This window comes from Nitratireductor sp. XY-223, assembly GCF_004959855.1.
Classification (GTDB): Bacteria; Pseudomonadota; Alphaproteobacteria; order Rhizobiales; family Rhizobiaceae; genus Hoeflea_A.
The window spans coordinates 38,847-55,669 of sequence record NZ_SPNT01000009.1 but is presented as its reverse complement, the minus strand read 5'-3'; the positions used below and the strand labels follow the sequence as shown (position 1 = coordinate 55,669).

Below are 16,823 nucleotides of genomic sequence, written 5' to 3'. Positions count from 1 at the left end.
CTATCCGCCGAGCAGCGCCAGCGCCTCCTCGTGGACGGCCTTGCTGCCCGCGGCGATGATATTGCCGCCCTGTTCCGGCCGCCCGCCGCTCCAGTCGGTGACCACCGCGCCGGCCGATTCCAGGATCGCGATGAGTGCGCCGATATCGTAAGGTTGGAGATTGTTTTCGATCACCAGATCCGCGTGACCGCCGGCCACCAGCGTGTAGGCGTAGCAGTCGCAGCCGTAGCGAAACATGTTGACCCTCTCCTCGACGGACCGGTAGCGCTCGAATTCCGCCGGTGAAAAGAGATGCGGCGACGTGGTGAACAGTGTCGCCCCGGCGAGCCCGCCGCAATCGCGCGCCCGGATCTGCCGCTCGCCGTCCGGCCCGCGATAAAAGGTTCCGCTTTCATCGGCGACGAAGCGTTCGCCGGTGAAGGGCTGATCCATCAAACCCGCCACGGCCCTGCCATGGTGGTAAAGGCCGATCAGCGTTCCCCAGACGGGCAGGCCCGAAATGAAGGCCCGGGTGCCGTCGATCGGGTCGATGACCCACAGGTAGTCCCGGTCGAGCCCCTCGCTGCCATACTCCTCGCCCATGATCCCGTGATCGGGAAACTTATCGCCGATGAGGTCACGGATCGCGGCCTCGGCAGCCCGGTCCGCCTCGGTCACGGGGTCAAATCCGCCCTGCAGCTTGTTGCTCACCGTCGTATTGGCGCGGAAGCGCGGCAGCGTCTCTTTCGCGGCGGCATCCGCCAGCAGATGCAAGAAATCGAGATCAGGGTGCATTTCGGGTTTCCAGGGACCGGTTGCGGCATGTCAGCGTCACGCACCGATATTCGACTGCGCCCGAATTTTCCAGCGTTTCGGCCGCAAACCGGAAATTTTTGCAGTCGCGAAAGGAATTCTGTTCATCCCTTGACTTTTGTGCAATGCAGCAATACATTGAGCGTGCAGCCGATGGCTGCGAATGCCCTTATTGGGCGTTTCCTCCCTAGATTTTGACCGCTCCGGAAGGTGCGGTCTTTTTTTTTGCGGAATCGGCGCTATTCCGCCGCCAGTGCGACATCGGAATAGTTGCTCGCGAAATACTCGGTCAGAAGATGCATGAACTGGCCGATATCGGCCCGCAGTCCGTCGAAACCCTCGGTTTTCTCGAACGTCTGTTCATTGACGTAGAGACCGCGATTGATTTCGATCTGCAGGGCATGCAGACCGCGCGCCGGCCTGCCGTAGTGCTCGGTGATGAAACCGCCCGCATAGGGCTTGTTGCGCGACACCGTGTAGCCGAGGTCCTGGAGGATGGAAACGGCAAGCTGCGACAGCGCTTCGGTCGCGCTGGTGCCGTATCGGTCGCCGATGACGAAATCAGGCCGGTTGCGGCTGCTGCTCTGAGCGTTCGCGGGCATGGAGTGGCAATCGACGAGCACGCCGTAGCCGAAGCGCGAATGGGTTTTGACGAGCAGTTGCCGCAGGCGGTCGTGATAGGGCCGGTAGAACCGGTCGATCCGGTCCAGCGCCTCCTCGATCGTGAGCCGGCCATTGTAGATTTCCATGTTTTCGGCGACGAGTTTCGGGATCGTTCCGAGCCCCCCTGCGACCCGCATGGAACTGGCATTCACGAATGGCGGTATCCGACCGTCGAACATCCGCGGATCGAGCTCGTAGGGTTCGCGGTTGACGTCGATAAAGGCGCGCGGGAAGTGCGCGGCCAGGAGCGGCGCGCCGGCCATCGGCGAGGCCTCGAACAGCTGATCGACATAATAGTCTTCCGACCTGCGGATGGAGTGGCGGTCGAGGCGCGAAGCGGTCAGGAAGTTCTCGGGATAGACTCGGCCGCTATGCGGCGAATTGAACACGAATGGCACGGACTGTTCTGCGGGCAGGCGGATTTCGAAAGGTGGATGATCTAAAAAAGCGTCTCCGATCAATGCCCTGTCCCCGTCATGCGCAGCTCCGCTGTTCGGTCTTGATTGCCGGTAATTCCGGTCTGTTCCGATTATGTTGCCAGCAGATCGCAGCCAAGTCCATAGACCTCGCGAAACGTTGTAGCAAACGTGACGGACGGTCATAAAAATTCATGACAGCGTCTTATAAAATGTGCCGGTTAAGCGACGCAAATTCACCCGATATTTACCTCACTGGGTTTGTATAGGTGACGTCTGCATGGTATCGGCAGAATGGGGCACCACCCGGAAAAGGGCGAATAATGTCGATTTTGATCGGCTGAACATGGACGCCCGAACAGGTCAGGAGCCGTTTCAGGCGCGGGATTGATGGGCATGAGGAGCAGTATGAAAATACTTCTTGCTGAAGACGACAACGACATGCGCCGGTTCCTCGTCAAGGCGTTGGAGAAGGCGGGATACGCCGTCCAGTCCTATGACAACGGTGCAAGTGCCTATGAACGTCTGCGCGAGGAGCCGTTTTCCCTGCTGCTGACGGATATCGTCATGCCCGAGATGGACGGCATCGAACTGGCGCGGCGCGCAACCGAACTCGATCCGGATCTCAAGGTCATGTTCATCACCGGATTTGCGGCGGTCGCCCTCAATCCGGATTCCGAGGCGCCAAAGAACGCGACCGTCCTGTCCAAACCCTTCCATCTGCGCGATCTCGTCAACGAGGTCGAAAAGATTCTCCAGGCCGCATAATTATCGCCACATTCAGGCGAAACGGTCTTGACCTCGTCGCACCTTTTGTGGTGTATGCGGCCGGTCGGATGGGCGGTTAGCTCAGCGGGAGAGCACTACGTTGACATCGTAGGGGTCACTGGTTCAATCCCAGTACCGCCCACCATCAAATCAATCGACAACCACTAAGATTCTGGGAAGCGGCCTGCCGGCGCGGCGGCCATGGTTATCCTCAGTTTTATTGTCGAAATCGGCGCGACGGTGCCAATTTGATGGCATTACGCACAACCGGATTTAAAATCCTTGTGCTATACTTGAATTCGAATCACGTTGCCTCTGACATCGCGTCATTTATTGAGCGTAACCAATTCAAGGCAAGTGGATTTAACGGTTCCCTGGTTTGGCGAAAGTGCCCCGGCGCCGCGTGCGCTGGATTGCACTCGGTTTCAACATGAATTGATTCGCCAAATGATCAATCAGGCACCACTTAATAAAGAACCAGGGCGACAAATGGGGAGAGTAACAGGGAACTAGGAAAGGACGAGCATCATGGACGTGTTCTCTCTGCACTCCGAGGTTTATGACCGAACCAAGGTAGAAGAGATTACCCTGCAAGATTATTTGTTGGCCTGCCGCGACGACCCGTCAATGCGTGCTACTGCGGCCGAGAGGATGATAACTGCGATCGGCGAGCCGGAGCTGATCGATACGAGCCAGGACCAAAGGCTGAGTCGCCTCTTTCTGAACCGGACCATTAAACAATATCCAGCATTCGCCAATCTGTTCGGCATGGAAGAGACGATCGAACGCATCGTCGGCTTCTTCCGCCATGCCTCGCAAGGACTCGAGGAGCGCAAGCAGATTCTCTATCTGCTCGGCCCCGTCGGCGGCGGCAAATCCACGGTCGCCGAGATCCTCAAGCGGCTGATGGAGCACGAACCGATCTACGTGCTCAAGGCGGGCGAGCAGATCAGCCCCGTGTTCGAATCGCCGCTCGGCCTGTTCCAGCCGGAACGCATGAGCGATCTGCTGGAGGACAAGTACAACATCCCGCGGCGGCTCCTGACCGGGCTGATGTCGCCATGGGCTGTCAAGCGCCTGGACGAGTTCGAGGGAGACATTTCCAAGTTCTCGATCGTCAAGATCCATCCGTCCAAGCTGCGGCAGATCGGCGTCGCCAAGACCGAACCCGGCGACGAGAACAACCAGGACGTATCGTCGCTCGTCGGAAAGCTCGACATCCGCAAGCTCGAGCACCTGAGCCAGAACGATCCTGACGCCTACAGCTATTCCGGCGGCCTCAACCGCACGACCCAGGGCCTGCTCGAGTTCGTCGAGATGTTCAAGGCGCCGATCAAGGTGCTGCATCCGCTGCTGACGGCCACCCAGGAAGGCTCTTATGTCGGCACGGAGAACATCGGCGCATTTCCCTATCACGGGGTCATCGTCGCGCACTCGAACGAGGCCGAATGGCAGCAGTTCAAGAACAACAAGAACAACGAGGCGTTCCTCGACCGCATCAGCGTAGTGAAGGTGCCCTATTGCCTCAGTGCGACTGAAGAGGCGCTTATCTACAACAAGCTGCTCAGCGAAAGCGCATTGCGCGATGCCCAATGCGCGCCCGAGACGCTCGATATCATGGCCCGCTTCAGCGTTCTGACCCGCCTGCACGAGCACGAGAACTCGACGCTTCACTCCAAGCTGCGCATCTATGACGGCGAAACGCTGAAGGACACCGACCCCAACGCCAAGTCGTTGCAGGAATACCGCGATGTCGCAGGGGTCGACGAAGGCATGAGCGGCACCTCGACGCGCTTTGCCTTCAAGGTCCTGTCAGAAACGTTCAACCACGACACCGACGAGGTCGCGGCCGATCCGGTGCATCTGATGTATGTGCTGGAACAGGCGATCAAACGCGAACAGTTCAACGAGGATGTCGAGGGGCGCTACCTGGAATTCCTCAAGGCCGAATTGATGCCGCGCTACGCGGAGTTCATCGGCCACGAGATCCAGAAAGCCTATCTCGAATCCTATTCCGACTACGGCCAGAACCTGTTCGACCGCTACATCGCCTATGCCGACGCATGGATCGAGGAGCACGACTACAAGGACCCGGACACCGGACAGATGTTCGACCGCGAGATCCTCGACCAGGAGCTGGCGAAGATCGAGAAGCCGGCCGGCATCACCAACCCGAAGGACTTCCGCAACGAGGTCGTCAAGTTCGTGTTGCGGGCACGGGCCGAGAACCAGGGCAAGAACCCCGACTGGCGCAAATACAAGAAGCTGCGCCGCGTGATCGAAAAGCGCATGTTCGGACAGGTCGAAGACCTGTTGCCGGTCATCAGTTTCGGTGCCAAGCGCGACAAGGAGGCCGACGCCAAGCACCACGAGTTCGTCGAGCGCATGATCGAACGCGGCTACACGAAACGGCAGGTCCGCCGTCTTGTCGAGTGGTACATGCGCGTGAACAAGGCAGGCTAGCCCTATGGGTCATTTCGTCGACCGTCGCCTCAATCCGAAGGACAAGAGCCTTGGCAACAGGCGGCGGTTTCTAAAGCGTGTGCGTTCCCATGTGAAAAAGGCGGTTGACGAGGCCGTGCGTACGCGCGGCATCGCCGATACCGACCGCGGGGAGAAGGTGATCGTTCCGGCCGACAGCATTGCAGAGCCGAGCTTCCGCCACTCCGCCAAGGCCGGGCGCCGCGATTATGCGTCCACCGGAAACAAGTCCTACCAGGCCGGCGACAAGATCAAGAAACCGCCCTCGGGCGAAGGCGGCGGTGGCGGAAAAGAGGGCTCGGACAGCGGTGAGGGCGAGGACGATTTCCTGTTCGTCCTGTCGCGCGACGAATTCCTCGATCTCTTTTTCGAGGACATGGAACTGCCCAACCTCGTCAAGCGCGGTCTCAAGCAGATCGAGGTGACCAAACCCTACCGGGCCGGTTTCTCCATTACCGGCTCGCCCTCGAACATCAATGTCGAGCGCACCATGCGCAATGCGCTCGGCCGGCGGCTGGCGCTGCGGCGGCCGAAGGCACTGGAAGTGCGTGCCCTGCGCGAGGAAATCTTCAAGCTGGAGAAGGTCTCCAAGCCGACCCAGGAACAGCGCCTCGAACTCAACGTGCTCCACGAGTTGCTCGAGGACCTTTTGCGCCGTCAGCGGGTGATCTCCTATATCGATCCGCTGGACGTGCGCTACAACTATTTCGAACAGCGGCCGGAGCCGCGCGAGCGCGCCGTCATGTTCTGCCTGATGGACGTTTCGGCCTCCATGGGCGAGCGCGAGAAGGATCTTGCCAAGCGCTTCTTCGTGCTGCTGCACCTGTTTTTGAGCCGCCGCTACAAGTCGATCGACCTGGTGTTCGTGCGCCATACCCACAACGCCAAGGAAGTCGATGAGGAGACGTTCTTCTATGCCCGCGAAACCGGTGGCACCGTGGTCAGCACCGCCCTGGTCGAGGCCCAGCGGCTGATCGAGGAGCGCTACCCCGCCTCTGAATGGAACATCTACATCGCCCAGGCCTCGGACGGCGAGAACTACTCGGGCGATTCCAAGAAATGCGTCCAGCTCCTCAATGAGGAACTGATGAAGAACTGCCAGTATTTCGCCTATGTCGAGATCGTCGACGAGGCGGAAGCCGAGTTCCTGAACAGCGAGGAGAACGGCGTCGAGCTTTGGCGCGAATACCGGCGCGTCGCCAACCGGTGGCCGAATTTCGCCATGAAGCGCATCGCCCGCCCAGGCGATATCTACCCGGTCTTTAGGGAGCTATTTGCAAAGAAGGCAGCGGAAGACAATGGCGGCTAGGACAACGAAGACACCGAGGACGACAAGGACGACCCGGAAAAAGAAACCGCTGTTCGACGGCGCCGACTGGTCCTTTGACACACTGCGCGTCGTCTATGACGCGATCGAGGAGGTCGCGCGCAAGGACCTCGAACTGGATTTCTACACCAACCAGATCGAGATCATCTCCTCCGAGCAGATGCTTGATGCCTACTCGTCCATCGGCATGCCGCTGATGTACCGCCACTGGTCGTTCGGCAAGCATTTCGTCAGCAACGAGGTCCACTATCGCAAGGGCGCGATGGGCCTCGCCTATGAAATCGTCATCAATTCCGATCCGTGCATCAGCTATTGCATGGAGGAAAACACGATGGCCATGCAGACGCTGGTCATGGCCCACGCCGCCTTCGGTCACAATCATTTCTTCAAGACCAACCACCTGTTCCGCCAGTGGACCGACGCCGCCGGGATCCTGGACTATCTCGAATATGCCCGCGGCTTCATCGCCCGCTGCGAGGAGCGCTACGGGGTCACCGAGGTCGAAAGGGTGATCGACGCCGCCCATGCACTGATGCCGCACGGCGTCTTCCGCTACCGCAGGCCGCGAAGCCCGTCGCTGCGCGAGGAAAAGGAGCGCCGCAAGGAACGGCGCGAATACGAGGAGCGCACCGTCAGCTACCTGTGGAGCACTGTGCCGGGCTCGGTGCACTCGGCCAAGGCCGATGCCGAGGTGCGCGAGCGCAAGCGCGAGCTGCACCTGCCGGAGGAAAACCTCCTCTATTTCATGGAACACTACAGCCCGGTTCTGCGGCCCTGGCAGCGCGAGGTGCTGCGCATCATCCGCAACATCGCCCAGTATTTCTATCCGCAAAAACAGACCAAGCTGATGAACGAGGGCTGCGCGACCTTCGTTCACTTCCATATCGTCAACGCGCTTCACGAGAAGGGCCTGATCACCGACGGCGCCCTGCTGGAGATCCTGCACAGCCACACCAACGTGATCTTCCAGCCGGAATTCGACGACCCGCGCTTCAGCGGCATGAACCCCTACGCGCTCGGATTTGCGATGATGCGCGACATCAAGCGCATCTGCGAGGAGCCGGAGGACGAGGACCGGGACTGGTTCCCCGATATAGCCGGATGCAAGGACTGGAAGGGCGTGCTGAAGGAGGCGTGGGCGAATTATCGCGACGAATCCTTCATCCAGCAGTTCCTGAGCCCGACGGTCATCCGTCAGTTCCGCATGTTCGCCGTCTCAGACAATGCGGACGATCCCTATTACCTGGTCACCGGAATCCACGACGAGCGCGGTTTCCGCAAGGTTCGCGAGGTCTTCGCGCAAAATCACGACCTGTCGACGCTGGAACCCTATATCCAGGTCGTCGACGTGGACCTCCTCGGCGACCGCCAGCTGAAGCTCCAGCACACGAGGCGCAGCGGCATTCCGCTCGACGAGGACCAGAAAGAGGCGACCATCGCCCACCTCAAGACCCTGTGGGGTTACGAAGTGAAGATGGAAGAAGTCACCGCCTGACGCTGGCGGCCGGGCTGCCTCAATGCCCCGCCGCGCAGGCGGGGACGAACTGGTCGAAGAACGGTCCCTGATAGAAAAGCTGGTGCAGGCCGAGCACGAAGACGGCAGCGCCGTAGAAGCTGTGCTCCACCCACACGGCGGCAAGCGAGCCGCTGCGGCGGTAGGTCCTGTAGAACAGGATGCCGGCGAAGAAGGCCAGCACCGCCGACATCCACGATCCGAAGATGATATGGACCCAGCCGAAGATGGCGGCCGATAAGAGTGCCGCCGGGACGAACGGCACTTTCTGTGCGTCCAGACGCCAGCTCGCGTAGCCCCGGAAGGCGATTTCCTGCGGCAGCACCGACACCAGCCCGTAGCCGGTGACGATAAGGGCCGTCAGGGTGAGGCTGCTCTCCGGCAGGCACAGCATCTGGTCCGGGTAGAGCCACAACACCAGTGCGGCGACGGCCAGCCACGCGACCGCCGAGCGCAGCAGGATGCCGGGCAGAGCGGCGCGGCAGGCCGGCCAGTCAAAGCGCAGATAGGTTTTCGCGGCGCCGGATCTGACCATGCGCACCAGGCAATAGCCGGCCAGCAGGAACAGCGCCAGGAACCGCGCACGCTGGATCGGCAGGGCAAGCAGCAGGATCGGCGCGATCGCGACGACGGCGACCTCCGCCCAGAGCAGCCGGTCTACACGGGTTGCCTGCCCAGGCTCCCCGGCCGGTGTTCCATGGGGTGGCGTTTTCGGATCAGGCTTCCGTGTCGCCGGCATTGCCGCCGAATTCCCGGTCGAGCCTTTCCTCGAGCTTGACGAGATCCTCCGGAAGTGGCTGGCCGGTGGCTCTCATGCGGTTGAGTTCAAGGCGGATCTGATCGAGCAGCTCGCTCGCATCCTCCGGCTGGTTCTCCATTTCGACGAACAGCATGTTGATACGCGTTATCAGATCTTCGAAAGCCATGCGCCACAATCCCTTCAGTTCCGCGTCGCCGCCAATGATACAACCCGACATTCGGCAATTATTTGACCGGAATCAACGGGTTTGTGTTTCCCGTCGTCATCTGCGGCGCGTGCGACGGCAACAGCGCGCTAGGGTTCCGCTCGCGCATGATGCAAGCGGACGGCCCGGTTTTTCGTGAATACGACCAGCGCGGTTGCGATCAGCATCACGGCGACAGCCGCTGAAACGAAGTAGAAGGAACTGACAAATCCGGCCTTCGCGGCGGTCTCGACCAGGAGCTGATCGGCGGCGGGAAGTCCGCTTGCGGCGGTGACCGCCTCCTCCAGGCTGTCGCGCGCGACGCCCGGCAGTTCGATTCCGTCCGGCACCACGAACGAGAACGTGTAGGCGGCGGACATCAAGCCACCGAAAACGGCGACGCCGATCCCGGCACCCATATCGTAGGCGACCGACTCCATGGACGCAGCCATGCCGGTTCTGTGCGGGGGCGCGCCGTTGATGATGGCGCTGGAGGCCGCCGTCATGGCAACGCCGATGCCGAAGCCGAGGCCGATCAGCCCGGCAATCGTCAGCGCCCCGCTATAGGCGAAGGCGGCAAGGCACCCGGCCATGCTGAGGCCGGCGAGCAATGTGCCGGTCCACAGAAGCGGCGTCTGCCCCAAACGCGGGATCATCGCGCCGGCCGCCAGCCCGGAGACAATCGACGCCAAGGCCGCCGGCAGGATGTAGAGACCCGCATTCAGCGGCGAAAGCCCGTCGACGAGCTGCAGGCGCTGGCTGAAAACCAGTTCGAAACCGGCAATGGAGACCGAGCTGATGAAGGCGACGAAGATCGCCGAGGAAAACCGGACATCGGCAAACAGCGCGAAATCGATCATCGGGTCGGCAATGCGCCGCTGGCGCCGCGCGAACAGGATCAGCACCGCCACACCGAGCAATCCGGTGATCGCGGCGATCGCGAACGACGGATCGCGCTTCACGATCTCCTTGAACGCATAGACCGTCGCGATGAGGCCGAACATGACCTCGAGGGCGCCGCGCCAGTCGAGCGGGCGCCGGTTTTCCGGCTGCCTGTTGTCGATGCAGATGGCGGCCACCGTCAACGCGATGGCGACGATCGGCAGGTTGACGAGGAACACGGAGCCCCACCAGAAGAACTCGAGCAGCAGGCCGCCCACGACAGGCCCGGCGGCGGCACCGCCCGCGGCGACGGCCGACCAGATGCCGATGGCCATGGCCTGCTCCCTCGGATCGCTGAAGGTCAGGCGGATGATCGACAGCGTCGCCGGCATCATCATGCCGCCGCCGAGCGCCAGCACGACACGGCCGGCAATCAGCACCTGCGGATCCGGCGCATAGGCGCACAGAAGCGACGCCGCCCCGAAAACACCAAGGCCGCCCAGGAACAGGTTACGGTGCCCCCAGCGGTCGCCGAGGGCGCCGAATGTCGGCAGCACGCCGGCGATCACCAGCGAATAGGCGTTGACGATCCACAGCTTCTCCGAGGCGCTGGCGCCAAGGGCGAATGTCAGCCTCGGAAGCGCTGTGTAAAGGATCGTCAGGTCCATGACGATCATCAAAAGCGCCGACGACAAGATCGCGAGTACAAGCCACCTGTTGTTGAACAAAAGCCACTCCTGCAGGCCAGAGCAAATCCGGGGAAATCATGATCAAGCGATCCGCTTGATTATTTTAAAATACGGTCGTATTTATAAAATTGCAACAATAAAATACGATCGTATTCCAAACAAGGCTGAAAATTTGGGACGAAAACGGACAATCGACCGCGACAAGGTGCTGGATGCCGCCGAACGCGTGGTGCGCGACAAGGGCGCGTCCGGCCTGTCGATCGGGGCCGTCGCCGCCGAGGCCGGCATCACGAAGGGCGGTGTTCAGTCCTGCTTCGGCACCCGAGACGCGCTGATCGACGCCATGTTCAACCGGTGGAACGGCGAATTCGATGATAGGATCGCCGAACTCAGCGAGGGCGATGATACGGAACCGGGCGGCATCCGCGCCTATATCGCGGCAGCGCGCGGCGACATGTTGGAGCAGCAACCGAGAAACGCGGCGATGCTGCTGTTGCTTGCGCAATCCGAGGCGCACCAGATCAGTACCAGGAACTGGTACCGGTCGCGCTTCGAGAAACTGGATTTTTCGACCGACAAAGGGCGCCGCCTGCGGATTGCCCTGTTGGCAAGCGAGGGCGCATTCATGCTCAGCGCGCTTGGCCTGACCGATTTCAGCGATGCGGAATGGGACGAAATCTTCCGCGATATCATGGACTTGACGGACTAGGCACCCTCGCCCGACACCCTATGCGCCGGGCGAAGGAAATCGCTCCTACTTCTTGGTGATCCGGTCCGACACGAACGGCTTGTAGGGGGCGTTCGCGGCAAGATAATCGGCAACGACGACCTCGAGGCCCGGACCGTAGTCATAGGCGTTGATGGCGTCCGCCTTGAACATCTTGTAGCCGTCACCGCCATTGCGCACGTAGTTGTTCGAGACGACACCGTAGACCTTGCTCGGATCGATCGGCTCAAAACCGCCGTCGCCCTCGACCATGACGCTGACGATCCGCTTGCCGGGTTCGGCCGCCGGATCCCAGGTGAACTTCATCCCGGCCACCTGCGGGAACCGTCCGGCGCCGTCCTCGACCTGGCTGACGCCGTTCTCGAGCGCGTCGATCAGCCCCTGGCCCTTGATCTGGAAGGTCGAGAGCGTGTTCTGGAAGGGCAGCACCGTCAGCACCTCGCCCATCGTCACCTCGCCCTTGTCGATCGAGGCGCGAAGGCCGCCGCCGTTCTGGAAGGCGACCTGGATGCCCTGGTCCTTCACGCGGTCCAGCATGGCGTCGGCGACGAGGTTGCCCATCGAGCATTCCTCCGCCCGGCAGACGGCACGGTCGCCGACGATCAGCTCGTCGGTTTGTGCAACCACCTTGCCCTTGACCTCTTCGATCGGGCCGCCAAGCTCCTTGACGCGGGCGAGGATCTCGGCATCCGGCTCCACCGAGGAATCGAGCAGGATCGTGTCACCGCTAGCTCCGACCACATTGCCCTCGTCGTCGAAGGTCAGGGCGAGATCGCCGACATATTTCGAGTAGGCATAGGCCTGCACGACCGGGACATCCTTCCCGTCGGGTCCCTTGACCATCGTCGGATAGGAGGGCGCCCCCTCGACCGTGTTCGAAAGCAGCGTGTGCGAATGACCGCCGACAACGGCGTCAAGGCCCGGAACCGCGGCTGCGATTTCCTTGTCGCGGTTGAGGCCGACATGCGTCAGCGCGATGATCTTGTTAACGCCCTCGGCCTCGAGATCCGCCACCGCCTTGGTAAGATACGCGATCTCGTCATTGAACTTGACGCTGGCGCCCGGCGACGAGGTCTCGTCCGTGTCGGTTGCCAGCACCGAGACGATGCCGATCTTTTCACCGCCGACGTCGAGCACCACATGCCCCGGAATACGGTCCGCCAGGAGGTTGTTTGCGGACACATCGGTATTCCCGGAGATCACCGGAACGGTCACCTTGTCGAGGAATTTCGCCAGGCCCTCCGGACCGTCGTCGAATTCGTGGTTGCCGACCGCCATGGCGTCAAAACCGATCTTGTTCATGAATTCGGCGGCGGCGTCGCCCTTGTAGGTCGTGTAGAAGAGCGAGCCCTGGAACTGGTCGCCCGCGTCGAGCACGATCACGTTGCCGCCGGCATTGTTGATCGCGTCGCGAAGCTCCTTGATCTTGGTCGCGACCCGGGCAACCCCGCCGAAGCACTTGCCTTCGGTCTCGTCTTCGGCCGAGCAGGTGGAATCGTACTTGTTGACCGATTCGATGCGGCTGTGCAGGTCGTTGATGTGAATGATATTCAGCGTGTAGTCGGCAAGCGCCGGTCCGGCGGCAAGGGCAAAGACCGAGCTGGCGAGCAAAAGCCGGGAGAATTTCATGAGGGACCTCCATATTATGTTCGTTATGCCCGAATGCTAGCCGAGCACAGCAGCGAACGCCAGATTGAAAATGTCACGGTTTTGCAATGCGCTGCCTGCGTCAAGAGCGCCGGTATGGCGGACGCGCCGGTCCGGTCCGCCGCCGCCCTTGCCGATCGGGTTGCGCCCCGACGAACCCGAAACCGACAATTTGACTTACTGGGATTGCCACTGGAACAAAAAAAGAACATGATTGCGTGCGACTGGGATGAAACGCTCGTATGGCGCGTGCAGTGCCAAACTGGCACGGATAGTTGGCAAACACGCCGACAAAAGCTGCAACACCGCTAATGGCAACGGTCGTAAGACAATTATGGGACTCGTGAAACCTTGAAACGCACCACGGAAAAACTTCCACGCACACGGGCCCTGTGGGTGCTGGCAACAGTCTTCCTGGCCATTTCCATTTTGGCATACCAAATGAACACGGACACACTGCGTACGATTTATGATTATGTGGATATATTCAGCTACATCTATGATCTCTCCAGTCTTTTTTTTGCAATATATATTACATCGAATATTGTTTTTATCATTTCAATTTTTTTCAATTCAAAATACTATAAGACTGCCCTATTTATTTGTTATAAAATAAACATCTTAAGTTCTTTATTATTTTTCGTTTTTTGTATTATAGATTTCCCTTTTGATATTTATTATAAAAATGAAATGAGATTTTTAATGAATATAATTTGCTTTTGTTTGGTATATTTACTGGACGAAATGTACAGATCAAGGTCAGAAAACTGAAATGCGTCAATTGAACTGAATTATGTTCGATAACGACAAATGCACCCAACTTTCAATCAGCAACACGACGACAAAGACGAACAGGCTGGCCTGCAAAAATAACGGCCATATTCAATGCGGACCGCACAACTGATCTGCTGGAGGCGTTAATGTCATTTCAAAACTCGAAAAAAACAGTTCCCTCTAGAGGGACCATTCGGCTTCTATGCGCCGCGTTCTTTCTGTTTTCCGCCGCAGCGCATTTTGCAAATCAGGATATTTCATGGCTGCTCTCCGGTGTTGACCAAATTATACACAAAGAAAGATATCAATTAATTCAGACAACATTAATATATAGCGAAATAGCAAGCATATTATTTATTGTACATATTGTATTTAATTTGAAATTCAAATTCAAGATCGTTTTATATTTTTGTTTATTGCCGCACATTTTCTTTTTTCTAACATCTATATGCGTATTCTTTATAGACAATTTGGATATGCATCTACATATAAATCGGGAGAGGTTTATAGTGAATACACTATGTATTTTCCTTTTATTGCTTATTTCTGAAAAATATAAGGAAAGAATCGAGGTGTAAATAAATGAACCTGGAATCAATTTACGAGCGCTTCTTTGATAGCCCAAAGAAAATGATCGTAGGGGAGACGGTCGCATCACAGCTTCCCGGACGACAAAATGGCGGTGCGGCGGACGCTTATCGCCATATCCTACTGTCGGCGGAACTCGCCAGGCTTTTCGGGACGCGGATAGCCCTTTCAAGGCTCAATAGACATGAAAGCATAGAGGACAACGGAGCCGACAACGGCCTCGACATGTGGAACAACGCGATCGGCATCAGGATCGGCGACTATGTCAGGAAAAACGGCGGCGACTGGAAAGACATTGTGCGCCTGTCGCGCGCCGTCATGGCCCATGCCTTCGACGGGCCGGGGTTCGCACAAGTGGAGAACTGGAAAGTCAGGGAAGCCGACGAGGGAATCAGAAAATCATATGAAATCTATGCCGGACCGAGGCGCAACCGGGCTTCGGGCTTTGAAGAATTCGCGAGCAGATACAACAGGAAACAGGCCTTCCGGGCAGATGACAGGACCATCGTGCTGGAAGACGGAAAGCTGGAACTGTTTTCGCCGGCCATGACAAGTCCGCAGCACTGGATAAACCACCCGAAGGTCGAGATCGACGGGCGGGAAATCGAGCTCAAGGTCGAGGAATCGAAATTCCCGACGCGCGAATGGTTCACCGGAAAAGGCTTCGTCTATGAAGACGGAAACCACGCACCGTCCCTGAGCTTCGATCCGGAGCAGTTTCCCGGACCGGGCGTCGGTGAGAGCCGTGGCGGCAACGCGAAGACCCCGAACGTTGCGCCGCAACGTCAAAGCAGACCCCGGCTTGGCCTGACACCCGACATGCAGCGCCTGTTGTCCGGCGATCTCACGGTGCTCGATCCGAAAAACAAGCGGTTTTCGCCGAACATGCTGCGCCTCCTGATGGGCGGCAAGGTGCCGCGGGTGAAAGGCGCGACGCGGCTTCACGACATCGCCAGGCCGCAAACGGGCCGCTTCGAACCGTGAACCCGATACCATCGACCGTTTGCGCTGCCGCCCGGATAGGCTCTTAGGCAATTGATCCGCCTGGTGAAGCCGGACAGGTAAAAATATATCCCCGCGGGCGTTTCGGCAGAATTGCATTTCTTCAATCCCGGTGCCCGAAACACGACAATGCGTGTCAACAGGACAGGTGTGTCCGCAGGGATACCGATGACGGATCACGATCGCAAACTCTCGACCTTCCCGGCCTTCTTCAACGTCGCCGGTCAAAAGGTCGCCGTGTTCGGCAATGGCGACGAGGCCTTTGCCAAGACGCGCCTGCTCGCCAACACGGCGGCGGCGATAACCGTCTTTGCCGACGCACCGGATGCGGCCTTCGCGGCTTACCTGCAGAAAAACGGCATCGCGACGGTTTTCGCCGCCTATGAACCCGGACAGCTTGACGGCGCGACGCTGGTGTTCGCCGCGACCGGCGAGACGGACCAGGACGCGCGCATCGTCACCGATGCCCGCGCCGCCCGGATCCCGGCCAATGCGGTGGACCAGCCTGACTATTGTGATTTCCTGACGCCCGCCCTCGTCAACCGCGCGCCGGTCGCGGTCGCCATCGGCACCGAGGGCGCCGGCCCGGTCCTTGCCCAGATGATCCGCGCCCGCATCGACCAGATGCTTTCGCCGTCGCTCGGAACCCTCGCCCAGCTTGCCGAGAGCTATCGCGGCGCCGTCGACAACGTGCTGCCGCGCGGCGCCACGCGCCGCAGCTTCTGGCGCAACTTCTTTTCCGGCCGCGTCCGCGACGCCGTCGAAAAGCGCGACCTCGCCGCGGCCCAGCAGGCCGCGACGCAGCTTCTGCACGGGACAGGCAAGGCCGAGGGCTATGTCTGGCTCGTCGGCGCCGGTCCCGGTGCCGAAGACCTTCTGACCTTGCGCGCCCAGCGTGTCCTCATGGAAGCCGACGTCATCCTCTATGACGCCTTGGTGCCGGAAACCATTGTCGATATGGGCCGGCGCGATGCCGAGCGCATCCCGGTCGGCAAGCGCAAGGGCTGCCATTCGAAATCGCAGGACGAAATCAACGATCTGATCGTTGAACTGGCCCGCCGCGGTCGGCGTGTCGTGCGGTTGAAGTCGGGCGATCCGCTGATCTACGGCCGCGCTGCCGAGGAGATGGCGGCACTGCGCGATGCGGGAATCGGCCACGAAATCGTGCCGGGCATCACGTCCGCTTTCGCCGCGGCCGCGGATTTCGGCCTGCCGCTGACATTGCGCGGCGTTGCCGCCTCGCTGGTCTTCACCACCGGCCATGACCTCAAAGGCAAGGTCCTGCCCGACTGGGCCAAGCTCGCCGTCTCCGGCGCCACCATCGCCGTCTACATGGGCCGGACCGTCGCGGCATCCGTCGCCGGACGGCTGATGGAAGCCGGCCTCGCGAGCGACACCGCCGTCGCCATTGTCGAGAACGCCAGCCGGCCGGACCGCATGCAGCTCCACTGCACACTGCGGGAACTGCCCGGGATCGAACACCTTTCGGAACTCACCGGCCCGGTCATGGTGATCATCGGCGACGCCGTTGCCGGCGCCAATTTCGAACGGTCCACGCCGCTTTCGGCGGCCATCGAACAATTCGCCGCCGCCTGAGACGGCAGGACAAG

Annotated in this window: 13 protein-coding genes and 1 tRNA gene; 8 read left to right on the top strand and 6 right to left on the bottom strand. The window is 59.8% G+C overall.

Translation table 11 applies throughout. The annotated features are described in order from the left end of the window. Positions 1 to 774: a histidinol-phosphatase gene (hisN, locus tag E4M07_RS23370; protein ID WP_136660835.1), complete on the bottom strand. Its 774-nt coding sequence runs from the start codon at positions 772 to 774 to the stop codon at positions 1 to 3. A gap of 257 nt (positions 775 to 1,031) precedes the next feature. Further along, on the bottom strand, positions 1,032 to 1,913 hold the full coding sequence (locus E4M07_RS23365) for an N-formylglutamate amidohydrolase (RefSeq protein WP_206057381.1): 882 nt from the start codon (positions 1,911 to 1,913) through the stop codon (positions 1,032 to 1,034). Positions 1,914 to 2,279: 366 nt separating this feature from the next. Between E4M07_RS23365 and E4M07_RS23360 the strand changes: the two genes are divergently transcribed. From E4M07_RS23360 to E4M07_RS23340, 5 genes are all read left to right on the top strand, one after another. After that, entirely contained in the window at positions 2,280 to 2,639 is a 360-nt protein-coding gene (locus tag E4M07_RS23360) for a response regulator (protein WP_169054361.1), read from the top strand. A gap of 70 nt (positions 2,640 to 2,709) precedes the next feature. Next, a tRNA-Val gene (locus E4M07_RS23355) sits at positions 2,710 to 2,784 on the top strand. Positions 2,785 to 3,167: 383 nt separating this feature from the next. Continuing rightward, positions 3,168 to 5,102 carry a PrkA family serine protein kinase gene (locus E4M07_RS23350; RefSeq protein WP_136660832.1) on the top strand — a complete coding sequence of 645 codons (1,935 nt, stop codon included), beginning with the start codon at positions 3,168 to 3,170 and terminating at the stop codon, positions 5,100 to 5,102. A gap of 4 nt (positions 5,103 to 5,106) precedes the next feature. Then, positions 5,107 to 6,429, top strand: a complete 1,323-nt coding sequence (locus tag E4M07_RS23345) for a YeaH/YhbH family protein (protein ID WP_136660831.1) — start codon at positions 5,107 to 5,109, stop codon at positions 6,427 to 6,429. Then, positions 6,419 to 7,942 (top strand): SpoVR family protein, encoded by a 1,524-nt coding sequence (locus E4M07_RS23340; RefSeq protein ID WP_136660830.1) that lies wholly within the window; start codon positions 6,419 to 6,421, stop codon positions 7,940 to 7,942. The genes E4M07_RS23345 and E4M07_RS23340 overlap by 11 nt, the downstream gene beginning before the upstream one ends. A 19-nt stretch (positions 7,943 to 7,961) precedes the next feature. On the opposite strand, the gene E4M07_RS23335 is transcribed toward E4M07_RS23340, so the two are convergent. The 3 genes from E4M07_RS23335 to E4M07_RS23325 form a co-directional block, all read right to left on the bottom strand. Beyond that, complete coding sequence (locus tag E4M07_RS23335) at positions 7,962 to 8,699, bottom strand: type II CAAX endopeptidase family protein (protein WP_136660829.1); 738 nt, start codon at positions 8,697 to 8,699, stop codon at positions 7,962 to 7,964. Continuing rightward, entirely contained in the window at positions 8,677 to 8,886 is a 210-nt protein-coding gene (locus tag E4M07_RS23330; RefSeq protein ID WP_136660828.1) for a hypothetical protein, read from the bottom strand. Before E4M07_RS23330 ends, E4M07_RS23335 begins: the two co-directional genes overlap by 23 nt. 128 nt (positions 8,887 to 9,014) lie before the next feature. Continuing rightward, positions 9,015 to 10,463, bottom strand: coding sequence for an MFS transporter (locus E4M07_RS23325; protein ID WP_136660827.1), 1,449 nt, complete (start codon positions 10,461 to 10,463; stop codon positions 9,015 to 9,017). On the opposite strand from E4M07_RS23325, the gene E4M07_RS23320 reads away from it, so the two are divergent. After that, on the top strand, positions 10,453 to 11,184 hold the full coding sequence (locus E4M07_RS23320; protein ID WP_136660826.1) for a TetR/AcrR family transcriptional regulator: 732 nt from the start codon (positions 10,453 to 10,455) through the stop codon (positions 11,182 to 11,184). The genes E4M07_RS23325 and E4M07_RS23320 overlap by 11 nt on opposite strands. Positions 11,185 to 11,229: 45 nt before the next feature. Here E4M07_RS23320 and E4M07_RS23315 read toward each other — a convergent pair whose 3' ends face one another. Next, positions 11,230 to 12,831, bottom strand: coding sequence for a bifunctional metallophosphatase/5'-nucleotidase (locus E4M07_RS23315; protein WP_136660825.1), 1,602 nt, complete (start codon positions 12,829 to 12,831; stop codon positions 11,230 to 11,232). 1,374 nt (positions 12,832 to 14,205) lie between these two features. Here E4M07_RS23315 and E4M07_RS23310 point away from each other — a divergent pair. Both E4M07_RS23310 and cysG read left to right on the top strand, forming a co-directional pair. Continuing rightward, positions 14,206 to 15,195 (top strand): hypothetical protein, encoded by a 990-nt coding sequence (locus E4M07_RS23310; RefSeq protein ID WP_136660824.1) that lies wholly within the window; start codon positions 14,206 to 14,208, stop codon positions 15,193 to 15,195. A gap of 186 nt (positions 15,196 to 15,381) precedes the next feature. Then, on the top strand, positions 15,382 to 16,809 hold the full coding sequence (gene cysG / locus E4M07_RS23305; protein WP_136660823.1) for a siroheme synthase CysG: 1,428 nt from the start codon (positions 15,382 to 15,384) through the stop codon (positions 16,807 to 16,809). The last annotated feature ends 14 nt before the right edge of the window (positions 16,810 to 16,823 follow it).

Coding starts and splice junctions, on each gene's coding strand:
- E4M07_RS23330 (WP_136660828.1), bottom strand. CDS start 8,886: ATGGCTTTCGAAGATCTGATAACGCGTATCAACATGCTGTTCGTCGAA.
- E4M07_RS23335 (WP_136660829.1), bottom strand. CDS start 8,699: ATGCCGGCGACACGGAAGCCTGATCCGAAAACGCCACCCCATGGAACA.
- cysG (WP_136660823.1), top strand. CDS start 15,382: ATGACGGATCACGATCGCAAACTCTCGACCTTCCCGGCCTTCTTCAAC.
- E4M07_RS23325 (WP_136660827.1), bottom strand. CDS start 10,463: ATGATCGTCATGGACCTGACGATCCTTTACACAGCGCTTCCGAGGCTG.
- hisN (WP_136660835.1), bottom strand. CDS start 774: ATGCACCCTGATCTCGATTTCTTGCATCTGCTGGCGGATGCCGCCGCG.
- E4M07_RS23345 (WP_136660831.1), top strand. CDS start 5,107: ATGGGTCATTTCGTCGACCGTCGCCTCAATCCGAAGGACAAGAGCCTT.
- E4M07_RS23340 (WP_136660830.1), top strand. CDS start 6,419: ATGGCGGCTAGGACAACGAAGACACCGAGGACGACAAGGACGACCCGG.
- E4M07_RS23360 (WP_169054361.1), top strand. CDS start 2,280: ATGAAAATACTTCTTGCTGAAGACGACAACGACATGCGCCGGTTCCTC.
- E4M07_RS23350 (WP_136660832.1), top strand. CDS start 3,168: ATGGACGTGTTCTCTCTGCACTCCGAGGTTTATGACCGAACCAAGGTA.
- E4M07_RS23315 (WP_136660825.1), bottom strand. CDS start 12,831: ATGAAATTCTCCCGGCTTTTGCTCGCCAGCTCGGTCTTTGCCCTTGCC.
- E4M07_RS23320 (WP_136660826.1), top strand. CDS start 10,453: ATGACGATCATCAAAAGCGCCGACGACAAGATCGCGAGTACAAGCCAC.
- E4M07_RS23310 (WP_136660824.1), top strand. CDS start 14,206: ATGAACCTGGAATCAATTTACGAGCGCTTCTTTGATAGCCCAAAGAAA.